The sequence below is a fragment of the Actinoplanes philippinensis genome (assembly GCF_900113015.1).
Classification (GTDB): domain Bacteria; phylum Actinomycetota; class Actinomycetes; order Mycobacteriales; family Micromonosporaceae; genus Actinoplanes; species Actinoplanes philippinensis.
On record NZ_FONV01000010.1, the window covers coordinates 368,041 to 379,909 of the forward strand.

At 65.4% G+C, this 11,869-nt stretch carries 13 protein-coding genes; 9 read left to right on the top strand and 4 right to left on the bottom strand.

All coding sequences use genetic code 11. The features are described 5' to 3' along the window. Positions 1-111: 111 nt before the first annotated feature. Together BM290_RS27700 and BM290_RS27705 are read left to right on the top strand one after the other, a co-directional pair. Positions 112-978 (top strand): GntR family transcriptional regulator, encoded by an 867-nt coding sequence (locus BM290_RS27700; RefSeq protein ID WP_093618794.1) that lies wholly within the window; start codon positions 112-114, stop codon positions 976-978. Continuing rightward, on the top strand, positions 975-1,652 hold the full coding sequence (locus tag BM290_RS27705) for an HAD family hydrolase (protein ID WP_093618795.1): 678 nt from the start codon (positions 975-977) through the stop codon (positions 1,650-1,652). Before BM290_RS27700 ends, BM290_RS27705 begins: the two co-directional genes overlap by 4 nt. 160 nt (positions 1,653-1,812) lie before the next feature. Here BM290_RS27705 and BM290_RS27710 read toward each other — a convergent pair whose 3' ends face one another. From BM290_RS27710 to BM290_RS27725, 4 genes are all read right to left on the bottom strand, one after another. After that, complete coding sequence (locus BM290_RS27710; RefSeq protein ID WP_093618796.1) at positions 1,813-2,910, bottom strand: DNA cytosine methyltransferase; 1,098 nt, start codon at positions 2,908-2,910, stop codon at positions 1,813-1,815. Continuing rightward, a complete protein-coding gene (locus BM290_RS27715; RefSeq protein ID WP_093618797.1) occupies positions 2,907-3,659 on the bottom strand; it encodes an MAE_28990/MAE_18760 family HEPN-like nuclease in 753 nt (250 codons plus the stop codon). Before BM290_RS27715 ends, BM290_RS27710 begins: the two co-directional genes overlap by 4 nt. Then, positions 3,656-4,738 carry a DUF262 domain-containing protein gene (locus BM290_RS27720; protein WP_093618798.1) on the bottom strand — a complete coding sequence of 361 codons (1,083 nt, stop codon included), beginning with the start codon at positions 4,736-4,738 and terminating at the stop codon, positions 3,656-3,658. Before BM290_RS27720 ends, BM290_RS27715 begins: the two co-directional genes overlap by 4 nt. Before the next feature lie 674 nt (positions 4,739-5,412). Further along, entirely contained in the window at positions 5,413-5,847 is a 435-nt protein-coding gene (locus BM290_RS27725) for a DUF6228 family protein (protein WP_093618799.1), read from the bottom strand. Positions 5,848-5,952: 105 nt separating this feature from the next. Between BM290_RS27725 and BM290_RS27730 the strand changes: the two genes are divergently transcribed. The 7 genes from BM290_RS27730 to BM290_RS27760 all read left to right on the top strand — a co-directional run bounded on the left by BM290_RS27730 (position 5,953) and on the right by BM290_RS27760 (position 11,856). Then, positions 5,953-6,336, top strand: a complete 384-nt coding sequence (locus BM290_RS27730; RefSeq protein WP_239143694.1) for a barstar family protein — start codon at positions 5,953-5,955, stop codon at positions 6,334-6,336. A gap of 303 nt (positions 6,337-6,639) precedes the next feature. Continuing rightward, a complete protein-coding gene (htpX, locus tag BM290_RS27735; protein ID WP_093618801.1) occupies positions 6,640-7,506 on the top strand; it encodes a zinc metalloprotease HtpX in 867 nt (288 codons plus the stop codon). A gap of 93 nt (positions 7,507-7,599) precedes the next feature. Then, positions 7,600-8,856 carry an MFS transporter gene (locus BM290_RS27740; protein WP_093618802.1) on the top strand — a complete coding sequence of 419 codons (1,257 nt, stop codon included), beginning with the start codon at positions 7,600-7,602 and terminating at the stop codon, positions 8,854-8,856. Positions 8,857-8,926: 70 nt separating this feature from the next. Then, on the top strand, positions 8,927-9,319 hold the full coding sequence (locus tag BM290_RS27745; protein ID WP_093618803.1) for a DUF1707 SHOCT-like domain-containing protein: 393 nt from the start codon (positions 8,927-8,929) through the stop codon (positions 9,317-9,319). Positions 9,320-9,326: 7 nt separating this feature from the next. Next, entirely contained in the window at positions 9,327-10,337 is a 1,011-nt protein-coding gene (locus BM290_RS27750; protein ID WP_093618804.1) for an LLM class flavin-dependent oxidoreductase, read from the top strand. Then, positions 10,334-11,176 carry a GNAT family N-acetyltransferase gene (locus BM290_RS27755; RefSeq protein WP_093618938.1) on the top strand — a complete coding sequence of 281 codons (843 nt, stop codon included), beginning with the start codon at positions 10,334-10,336 and terminating at the stop codon, positions 11,174-11,176. The genes BM290_RS27750 and BM290_RS27755 overlap by 4 nt, the downstream gene beginning before the upstream one ends. A 14-nt stretch (positions 11,177-11,190) precedes the next feature. Beyond that, entirely contained in the window at positions 11,191-11,856 is a 666-nt protein-coding gene (locus tag BM290_RS27760; protein WP_093618939.1) for an MOSC domain-containing protein, read from the top strand. The last annotated feature ends 13 nt before the right edge of the window (positions 11,857-11,869 follow it).

An 11,869-nucleotide genomic window follows, 5' to 3' on the forward strand; every position in this document is an offset into this window, starting at 1 on the left:
CTTGCCTGGCTAGCCAGGAGGCACGAGATGAAGCTAGACCGGCCTGGCTAGTCAGGTCAACCCCTAGTGCAGAACTTCCCTAACTTGGCTAGTCAGAGGTAGGGTCAGCCCGTGCCTGCGAACCTGGAATTCCTTGGTGACCTTGATCCCGACGACCCGCGACAGGCGTCGCAGCAGATCGCGAACATGCTGCGCGCCGCGATCTTGACCCGAAAGCTCGCGCCGGGCGACAAGCTGCCCTCACAGCCCGAACTTGCGAATCGCTACGGCGTTGCGCGCGAGACGATCAAGCGAGCGCTTGAGGTGTTGCGCAATGAGCGCCTGATCGTCACCCGCCAGGGCAGCGGAGCCTTCGTCCGCGCGCAGACTCAGCGCCCGGTCGAGCTACGCCCCTTGATCGAGGCCGCTTTCGAGCACACACACGTGGCGATCGACTTCGCCGGGTTCTCAGGTGAGACCTTGCGGGACGCGATTGCCGAAGCGCTCGACATGGTGCGCGCCGGCCGGTCCGCCCCCGAGACCATCAACGTCCGCCTCATGATCTCGGACATGTCGGTGCCGATGGCGCTTCCGGCGCTCGCCGCAACCGGGGCCGATGATCCGGCTGTCCGGAAGCGGGCAGAACGCATCACCCGGCGAGCCGCCGACGGGATCATTGACCAGGTGCACGAACTCGCTGAACTCGGCCTCGTGAAGTCCGCGACGGTCGAGGTCCGGACCCACAGCATCGCTCCAACCTTCAAGCTCTACATGCTCAACGGACGAGAGGCGTTCTTCGGCTTCTACCCGGCGGTCAAGCGCGAAGTGACCATCGGCCGAGAGCCGGTCGAAATCTTCGACTTGATGGGCAGGGACGCAACCTTGTTCCACTACGCCGTTGACGATGATGAGGCATCACACGGCACGCAGTTTGTGGAATCCGCCCGCCTTTGGTTCAACTCCGTCTGGGACAGCGTTGCGCGCGAGTACCGCCCGTGACGGGGCCGACGCTTTCCGACCTGGTGGGAGCTGGTCCACTGCTTCTGGACTTTGACGGACCGGTCTGCTCGATCTTCGCGGGGTACCCCGCGCCGCGTGTTGCGGCCAAACTGGTCGCGCTGCTCGACATCAAGGGCATCGCCATGACACCGCAAGTGCGCAGCGAGACCGACCCGCTCGCTGTCCTACGGTGGGTTGGCGAGACGTGCTCGCACAGATTGACCGCTGAGGTCGAGGATGCCCTTTGTACTGCCGAACTGCACGCTGCACGCATCGCCACACCGACGCCATTCGGACATGAGGTGATTCTTGGCGCGCACGCCCGTGGCATACCAGTCGCTGTGGTCAGCAATAACTCGGCGGTGGCAATTGAGGCATACCTGACAGCCCACAATCTCGCCTCGTACGTCACGCCGATCATTGGACGGCCATACGCGGACCCGCAGAGCATGAAACCGGACCCCCGCCCGGTCCTGGATGCGGTCCGTGTCCTCGGTGCCGATCCGAGAGCCTGCGTGCTGGTCGGAGATTCGCTCTCAGACATTGAGGCAGCGCATGCCGCCGGCGTCGCCGCGATCGGCTACGCCAATAGACCGTGGAAAGTCGCCGCCTTCGCGGCGGCCGAAACCGTGGTGACGTCAATGGAGGCCATCGCAGAGCAACTATCCTCCTGATAAGCGCGACCTTGCGTATGTGGGGGAAACCGACTGCCCAGGATCCCCTTAGTACGCAAGGTCGCACATGCGAGTTACTTGATGGCGTTGATCAGGATTCCGATTCGAGTTCGCCTTATTCGCATTGACGGGCATTATCTAGAAGATCAGAATGATCGGGCTAAAACAGAAGCCCAGCCTCGTTAGCCGATGGCTCCGCAACCTGTCCGGAGACAATCTGCACGTGCCTCATCAACGTCTGACCTATTACTTCGCCGAGCTTTACAGGAACCGCGTTACCGATGAGCCTGCCTAGCCGATTGAAGCGAATTGGGTCGCCATCCCTAACGAACTTGTAGGTCTGCGGGAAGCTCTGCAACATAGCCGCTTCGCGTAACGAAATTGCACGGTCTTGAACAGGGTGGCCAAATCTGCCGTTCCCAAATCCGAAGCACTGGGTCGTGATCGTCGGCGCTGGCGCATCCCACTCCATGCGCCCATACACGCTGGGGTAGGTAGCACCAGTCGTCTTCCGATGACAGGCAGCTATGAGTTCAGGGTCCCAGTCACGCCATGTACCGCCGGGCTTGGACGCCTTCATTCGCCTCATGTTCGTCTCGCTTAGCGAAGACGACACATGAAGGGGATCATCTGGATGCTGCTCGCCAGCGCTGATCGGAGGCAGCGTTCCGATTTCTTGCCGAACTGTCCTCCTAGCCGCATCGGCTGGTGGACGGATTTCCAGCCCAGCTGATCCCAACTTTGACGCCAGCAAGACGAGTCGCCGGCGAGCCTGTGGGATTCCAATCGTTGTACAGTCCACCACAGACCAGCTTACCGAGTACCCGCGCAAGAATTTCGTGAACTTCTTGAAAACGTCATGGTCGGCAAGCTGAGAAACATTCTCCATGGTGACAAGATCTGGTTGCGTATCTGCCACCAACTGCCCGAAGGTTTTCACCAACTGCCAGTCGAGGGCTCGCTTCTTACTTCTGCCGCTCTGGCTGTAGGTAGAGAACGGCTGACACGGAGCGCAGCCAGCCAACAGCGAAATATCACCGTCGCTCAGGAACGGAACAAGATCATCGCTCTTGACCTCATTCACGTCTTTTTCGATGAAGACAGCATCGTTATTCGCCTCAAACGGATACCTGCATGACGGGTCTAGGTCAAAGCCAGCTTTGACGTCAATGCCACCGCGCACCAGACCGTGCGTCAAGCCTCCAGCGCCACAGAAAAGATCGACCGCTGAGATTCTAGGAGTTCCGGTCGAAGTCATGCCGCACCTTGCCCTGGCCGATGGTCTACTCGAAGGAATACAAAGGAATCGATGTATTGAATGAAGCAGCCGATCACTTCGCGTAGGTAGTCGCCCACGTTGTTGGCGGTCTCGCGCAATTCCGAGACAACAAGATCAGCGGCACACTCGACGAAGGAGACGGAACCATGCGCCAAGCTGTTCCGGCGGTTCCTGACGAGTTTCAGCGCGCCAACATTGTCACGCCCCCTGCGCTTGACGGCCGCATTAACTTCCCTGCTGACAGAAATCTCGCAGCCTACGCGCTTTCCGATTCGGAAAATCTCTTCATCATCCCAGTTGCCACCGCCGCCAGCCTCAATAGCGAAATTGCCAATGGGTAGTTGATCAGTGATGTGGCTGCTCAACTCCAGGGCGTACCTCAACCGGTTTTCAGGTGCTAGCTCTACATGGGTTCGAGCCTTTGCACGCACCCACTCGCGTTGCAACTCGTCGTTAAGCTGGTGAGGGCGCCACTCTCCTGTCGTCTGAGTGGCTTCGGTAATAGCCTCCAAGCAACGCGCAACGGTGGCTTCAACGAGATTGTAGAGTTGTAGATAGACACTAGAGTAAAGAATTCTCTGTTGAGGCGCCGTAATTCTGTATTCTGATACAGCGATCCTCGGCGGTCCACTCTGAGCGGCAGTCTCGATTTCGGTAAGCAGATCTAGATACTCCGAAACCTCCTCGAAGCGCTCCTCAAAGAAGGGCAGAAGGTCGTTTACGCTCACAGCGCACTCACCAGACGATCGCGGACGAAGCCGAGCCGCCCCTCAAGCCGCGCACGCGCATTTGCGCCATCCGAGCCGGTCACGTCCGTGAACTCTGAGCCGTCGACCCACGAAGCCACATTCAGGGCCTCTTGGTCGGCTCGCGCGAGTTCTGGGCGATCCATCAACGCTAGATAGGATCCGATAGCGATCGCCTCGAAGCGAGCGTGTGGGGTAGCCCTTCCGGCCGGCCCCTTCCTAAATCCATTCGGGAACACCCGCTCAATGAACTCCATAACATCATGGAAGCGCTGACGATAGGCCGGCTCCAGCCTGGGATTTCCCGTCAACTTCTCGTTCATCTTTCGCGAGTAATTGAAGATAAAATCGGCAGGCTTGTCCCGATACCCATCCAACCCATCGCCATACGCGAAGAACCGAGTCACAAGCTCTTCATAGCCTCGCTCGTTCTTCCGCTTGTCGCTCATCGGCGCCAACCGGATCAATCGCTCATCCTTGGCAAGATCGATGACAAGAGATAGGAATGGACCCGCAAGTGCCCCGCGTCGAATTTCAGCCTTGTTTGCGATCTTGCTGCCCGTGTTGATGCGCTCGAACATGTCGAGTCGGGCAGCGTCGTCAGCGTGCTCATTGAGCACGATGCCGCGGATGGACCTGTTCCGAATCTTGCGTTGGCGAGATTCAGGGAGATCGGAGAATCTGAACCCCGACAGATATTCGAGTTGTTCGAGCTTCCCGAGCTGGAAGTCACCCAGAATAAATTCCTGAATAGTCCGCAAACGCTGCGACCCATCAACTACTTCTAGGCGGCCGTCGGGCATCTCCCAGAAAAAGATGAAAGGAATCGGCAAGCCCATTATCAAGGATTCGATGAACTTAGACTTGCGTTCCTCCTCCCAGGTGAACTCACGCTGGTACGAAGGAACAACATACTCGCCAGCCTGCATCTTGTTAGCCAGGATCTCGACGTTGTACTCGGTGATGTAAAAGTCGATGCGCTTGGACTGGTCGATGATCTGTTGTTCGGCGGCGATCACCTGGTCTGCCGAGATGCTTACTTCAGCCTTCGCCGCCACCATCGTCTCCCTGCTCGCTGCGCCCCTACCCAGAGACCGGCGCCGCGCCGTAGCAAGGTGCGACGCTGGTACAACACGATCATGCCACACATGGCAACGATCCAGGTTAGGGTAGTCTGTCCGGTTACCTCACAGCAGGCCGCCCCGCCGGGACGGCAGCTCACCGGGACGGGTCCGTTCATGCCCGGTTGTCGCATCCGTGTCGGCCCAGCGGTCAACAGCGCCGTTCTACCTGGTGACAGCCTGATGATCGGCACACTGTAAATCCGTCGCGAAAGCTACAGAGGTTCGAATCCTCTACCCGCCACAGGCAGACAGAACGGCCCCGGTACCAGCGGAAACGCTGACCGGGGCCGTTCTCGTTGTGATCTAGCGAAGTCCAGCCGAGTCCGGCTCTCCACGAGCAGTTGTGGGCGGATCATGGGCAGACAGGATCACTCACTCCCCCACCCGTTCCCCGGCTATCGGCCTCGCTGATGCCGCGTCGCCGGGGTTGCTGGGCCGGGTCGCCGGGTGTCACCCCGTAGGGATCAGTACGGCCTCCGGCGGCGCCGGCCACTGGCCACCTGGACCACCTATTCGGTGGCAAGCCGCGAAGCGGCGCGGCAGTAGCTCGACATGGACCAACCTCGAACACGGAGCTTCCCTCGGGACTCGGGGCGGGCAGTGCCCAAGGGCTACAGGCGCGACCAGTGGGCGAGATCTTCGGCGAGTCGGCTGAGTTCTTCTCCCGCCTCCAGCGTGAAGACGGCGGTAGCTGACCAAGCGGTGTCATCCCAACTGGGGCCGGAGTGCCTCAACATCACGTGAAGGGATACGCAGCGCCGCCGATCATGCCGGGCCTCAACAGTCAGCTCATGTTCTAACGACTGCCACACGCGCGAGCCATTCCAGCCTCGCCAGTCGGCCACAAGGTCACCCATAAACCTGGCGAGCGTCGCTTCGCGGCCGTCGAACCCGCTGCCGACCTTCGCCATAGTCGTCGCAGTCAGGCCGTCCTCGTGTAGCTCGGTCCTGGTCATATAGATATAGCCGTCCCCGTGGAGGTCTTCCGGTGGGTAGAGCACCCAGCGTGCAGTGCCGGCCTTGCCCAAGACGAACGGCTCCTTCATGGGGCGAAAGTATGCCCGGGTATCTGGCCGGTGCGTCGACCGATGCGAGCGCTCCAGCAGGAAACTCCCCGGCCGCGAGTCTCTTGTGTGCCTACCATGTCGCCCGTGACTGAGATCTATGTCCTCGATGGCCGGCGGATCAACAGCCTGGAGGACTTCTACGCCGTCGTCGGCGAGACGATGGGTTGCGGTGGGTACTTCGGCCGTAACCTCGCCGCCTTCGCGGACTGCTTGCGCGGTGGTTTCGGTACTCCTGAAGACGGCGACTTCCGGGTTGTCTGGCGCCATCATCAGCACAGTCGAGATGCGCTCGGGCACGCTGAGGCAGCACGAAATTTGGAGCGATGGCTTCTCACCTGTCATCCGAGTCATCGCGAGTCGATGCGGACACGGATCGATTTGGCTCGGGCCGGTCACGGTGAGACCGCGTTCGCCTGGCTCATTGACATCTTCGATGAGGAGATCCCCGGCCGACTCAGTCTGGAGTAGGGGTCAGGGCACCGGCCGGTGCGCCGGCCGATGCCGGGAGGAGCCCGCCGGCAGGCCGAGCGCGTCCGGCCCGCGCCGCGCTTGCGCGGCGCCTTGATCCAGAACAGGCGGATAGGGCTCTTCGGAGTTGAGCGGGGATGCGGTCGTGGTGGCCGCGGGCGTGGTGGGTGAGGTTGGGGGCGGCTCACGGCGTACCGCCGAATTGATCTTCAGCGAAGTCACAGCGAGCACACGGATGAACACGCAGGCAACCGATGTTCCGTGGAGTGCGGGTCACGAGCCCGCAAGCCGAAGGAGTGAAAGTTGTCCAGCCATCACAATGGCCTCAAGACGGCCGCCCTGCTGGGTCTGCTCACCGGCCTCATCCTGGCCGTGGGTTACTGGCTCGGAGGCAGCACCGGCCTGGTGCTCGCCGTGTTCGTCTCGCTGGTGGCCAACGCTGTCAGCTACTTCTATTCCGACAAGATCGCGTTGCGCGCGATGGGCGCCCGGCCGGTGACCGAGGCGGAGCTGCCCGGGCTGTACCGGATCGTGCGTGAGCTGGCGCAGACCGCCGGCCAGCCGATGCCGCGGCTCTACGTCTCGCCGGCGATGCAGCCGAACGCGTTCGCGACCGGCCGTGATCCGCAGCACGCCGCGGTGGCGGTGACCACCGGCATCCTCAACATGCTGGAGCCGCGGGAGATGCGGGCGGTGATCGGTCACGAGCTGTCGCACGTCTACAACCGCGACATCCTGATCTCCAGTGTCGCCGCGGGCCTGGCCGGCATCGTCACGATGCTCGCCAACTTCGCGATCTTCCTGCCGTTCGGCGGCGACGACGAGGACGGGCCGAACCCGGCCGGCCTGCTGCTCATGATGATCCTCGGCCCGCTGGCCGCGACCATCATCCAGCTGGCGATCAGCCGTAACCGGGAGTTCCAGGCGGACGCCTCCGGGGCCACGCTGACCGGCGACCCGCTCGCCCTGGCCAGTGCCCTCGAGAAGATCCATTACGGTACGGCCCGCGCGCCCCTGCCGGCCGACGGCCGCCTGGCGAGTTCCGCCCACCTGATGATCGCGAACCCGTTCGCCGGTGGCGGTCTGGCCGCTCTCTTCTCCACGCACCCGCCGATGGAGGAGCGGGTCCGCCGGCTGCACGAGCAGGCCGCCCTCACCAGGCACCGGTGACGCCGCCCATAATTCAGATGAGCCCCCCGGCTGCCGAGGTTAGCCTCGAAGAGCGTTTCGCTCGTTACCGACCCGGCAGCCGGAGGCCCTCCTGTGACCGCATTACGGCAGTATCTCGGCGTGTGGCATCTGCCCGGGGCGAAGGTTCTGCTGGTCATCGGCATCCTGGCCCGCCTGGGCATCGGCATGACCCCGCTGGCGCTGCTCCTGCTGGTGGAGCAGACGACTGGGCGATACGCGGCCGCCGGTCTGGCCGGTGGCGTCTACGCGCTGGCCGGCGCGGCGCTGAGCCCGGTCGCCGGCCGGCTCGCCGATCGCATCGGCGCCGGCCCGATCCTGCTGGCCACGGCGATCCTGCATCCGCTGGCGCTGGCCGCCCTGCTGCTGGCGAGCCGGGGCGGGGTCGACGACCTGCCGTGGATCTTCGCGGCGTCGGCGGCGGCCGGCGCCACGTACCCTCCGTCGACCGCGGCGATCCGGCGCGCGTGGACGGACATGACCGCTCCGGGCACCGGCCGCTCCGATCTGCGGTCGGCCGCGATCGCCGCCGAGACCTCGCTGTTCGAGCTGGTGTTCGTGCTCGGCCCGATGCTGGTCGCGGCGTTCCTGGTGGCCACCGCCCAGCCGGCGGCCGCGCTGATCTGCGCCGGTGTCGTCACGCTGGTGGGCACCGCGTGGGTGGCCCGGCTGCCGGTGATGCGGCGTCGTGGCGGGCATGACCCGGCGACCGCGGCCAAGGGCCTGGGCCCGCTGCGGGTGGGCGGGTTCCCGGCGTTGCTGCTGTGCGTAACCGCGCTCGGCACCTCGTTCGGCGCGGCCGGCGTGATCGTCCCGGCCTATGCGGCTCAGCACGGTGGCGGCGAGGCCCTGGGTGGCGTGCTGCTCGGCGTGTGGGGGATCGGCAGCACGATCGGTGGCATCTGGTTCGGCACCCGCCGCCCGGCGATGGCGTTGTCCCGGCAGTTCGCCTGGCTGCTGGCCGCGGTGTCGGCGAGTTTCCTGGTGCTGGCGTTCATGCCGGCGCCGATCTGGCTGGGCGCGGCCCTGGTCCTCGGTGGCGCCACCATCGCGCCCGCGCTCACCGTGGAGAACAGCCTGGTCGGCCGGCTCGCCCCGGCCGGCATGCTGAACGAGGCGTACACCTGGATGGTGACCGTCTCAGTGAGCGGCAGCGCAGCCGGCGGCGCCCTGGCCGGGGTGATCGTCGACCAGCCGGGCGGCCTGCCGTGGGCGTTCGTGTTCGCGTCGGCGGTGCTGCTGCTGGCCGCCGCGGTCGCCGCGATCCCGGAGGGCTCGATGGCCCGGGCCGACCGGCACGCCGGTGAGCGCCTCGCCACGGACCTCGTCTGAGCATCGGCCGCGATAGCCTGACGGGGAGTCGGGTGACGAGGGGGCGGCGATGTCCAAAGAGGTCGAAGGCATGCGTGCCGCTGATGCGGATCGCCAGCAGATCGCCGACCGGCTGAAGTTCGCGCTCGATGAGGGCCGTCTGTCGTTGCATGAGTATGACGAGCGCATCGGTCTGGCGTACGCCGCCCGTACCCATTCCGAGTTGCTCGCCCTCGTGCGTGACCTGCCCCGTCCCGGGCGGGGCGCCGCCGACGGGATTCGCCGCCTGCCGACCGCCCTGATCGTGCTCTGGACGATCTTCGGCGCTCTCGCCGCGGTGAATGCCGTCGTCTACGCCCTAGTCACCGTGTCGGTCGACGGTGGGGTCTACCCGTGGCCGATCTGGCTGCTGGTGCCCGGCGCCGCGCTCGGCGCGGTGACCGTGGGTGTGCAGACGATCCGTAAACAGAACCGGAAAGATTGAGCTCCGCATGACCGCACCGAAACGCGTTCCGCTCTCCGTGCTCGACCTGGCCACCGTCAGCGAGGGCCAGACCAGCGCCGATGCGCTGCGCGGCACGGTCGAGATCGCCGTGGCCGCCGATCAGCTGGGCTTCTCCCGCTTCTGGGTGGCCGAGCACCACAACATGCCGGCCGTCGCGTCGACGTCACCGCCGGTGCTGATCGGCGCGATCGCGGCGCACACCCGTGACATCCGGGTCGGCTCCGGCGGGGTGATGCTGCCGAACCACATGCCGTTCGTGGTGGCCGAGCAGTTCGCCCTGCTGGAGGCGCTCTATCCGGGCCGGGTCGACCTCGGCATCGGCCGCGCGCCCGGCACCGACCAGGCGACCGCGGCGGCGTTGCGGGGCGTCTCGCCCTACCTGACGGTCGAGCATTTCCCCGAGCACATGAAGACGTTGCTCGGCCTGCTCGGCGACGAACGGGTGCCGACCGGCCGGCTCACCGCTACCCCGGTCGCCGAGTCGTTTCCCGAGGTGTGGATCCTCGGCTCGTCCACCTACGGCGCGCAGCTCGCGGCCGCCCTGGGCCTGCCGTTCTGTTTCGCCTACCACTTCGCCCGTAACTCCGATGTGGACGGCGCGTTACGGCATTACCGCGACGACTACCAGCCGTCACCGCGCTACCCGTTGCCCTGGGTGATGGTCAGTGCCTCGGTCCTGGCCGCCGAGACCGCCGAGGAGGCGTATCGCCTGGCCGGCCCGAGCCGGGTGATGGCGCTCAGTTTGCGGACCGGTCGGCTCGGCCCGATCGTGTCGCCGGAGACCGCCGCCCAGCAGCAGCTGTCCGACACCGACCGGCTGGCGCTGGAGTCGCTGCCCGGCACCCAGTTCACCGGCACCGCCGAGGATGTCGTCGCTGCCCTGGAGGAGCTGGCCGACCGTACCGATGCGGACGAACTCATGCTCGCGGGCGCTGTCCACGACCCGGCGACCAGGATCGACAGCCTGGCCCGCATCGCGAAAGCGTGGCGCCGATGACCTGGCACGTCACCTCCGACGTCTCGGCTTTCGCCGAGAACGCCGGTTCTTTCCTGCGTTCGTCGCCCGTCCGGCACACCGTTCTGCTCACGGTCACCGCGGCCCTGCTGTCCCAGGGCCCGCATGTGTACGGCCGGAGCGATCCGATCCTCGGCTGGTGGACGTCGGAATCCGGGGAGGTGCGAGGCGCCCTGCTGCAGACGCCGCCCTACCCGGTGACACTGACCGAGCTGCCACCCGAAGCCGTCTCCGCCGCCGCGGCCGCGCTCTCCCCGTACCCCCTGGGTGCCGTCAATCTGCTCGCCGGTGACGCGGCCGCCTTCATCGACGCGTGGCTGGCCCGCGCCGGCGGCACCGCCCGGACCGGCCGGGAGACCCGGCTCTTCCAGCTCGACGTGCTCATCCCGCCCGACCCGTGCCCGCCCGGCGCGGCCCGCCTCGCCACGCCCGGCGACCGTCCACTGTTGATCGGCTGGTTCCGCGACTTCCACGACTACATCGGCGAGCAGCCGGAGGATCTCGGCGCCCTCGTCGACGACCGTCTGGGGCACGGCGGGATCGTTCTGTGGGAGGCGGACGGCGTACCCCTGTCGATGGCCGTTCATACCCGGCCGGAGGCCGGAATGGCCCGTGTGCAGTACGTCTGGACGCCGCCCGAGCACCGCAGGCAGGGTTTCGCCGCGGCCGCGACCACGGCGGCGACCCGAAATGCGCTGGACGCCGGAGCGACGGACGTGGTCCTCTTCACCGACTTGGCGAACCCGACAAGCAACGCCCTGTACCCCCGGCTGGGCTACCGGCCGATCGAAGACCGAGCGGTGGTGGAGTTCTCCCGATGACCCTTTCCTCCGGCGTGGGCCGTCTCGTCTCCCTCAACGTGGGCCGCTCCGAGCCGAACCCCGCGAAACAGACCACGGGCACCGGCATCGGCAAGCGTCCCGTCGACCACCCGGTCACGGTCCGCCGCCCCGGCCCCAAGACGACCGGCCTGCACAGTGGCGTGGTCGGCGACTTCATCGGCGACGTGAAACACCACGGCGGCGACGACCAGGCGGTGTACGCGTACTCCGTGGAGGACTACGCCTGGTGGTCCGCCGAGCTGGGCCGCGACCTGGCGCCCGGCCTGTTCGGTGAAAACCTGACCACCGAGGGCCTGGACCTCTACAACGCCCTCATCGGCGACCGCTGGCAGATCGGCGACCAGGTCGTCCTGGAAACCACGTTCGGCCGCATCCCGTGCTCCACGTTCCAGCACCGGATGGCCGAGCCGCGCTGGATCAAGCGTTTCACCGCCGCCGGCCGCACCGGCGCCTACCTGCGCATCCTCCAGGAAGGCGAGATCGAGCCCGGCGCGCGCATCGAGCTGCTGGAGCGTCCCGCGCACGGTCTGACGATCGCCGAGGCGTTCGACATCTACATGCACCATCCGCAGCACCTGTCCCGCCTGCTGGTGGCCGACGCCCTCCCGCCCCAGCTACGCGCCGACATCGAGAAGCGCCTGGCCGCCACGCCCGGCTGAGATGCCCGGCATC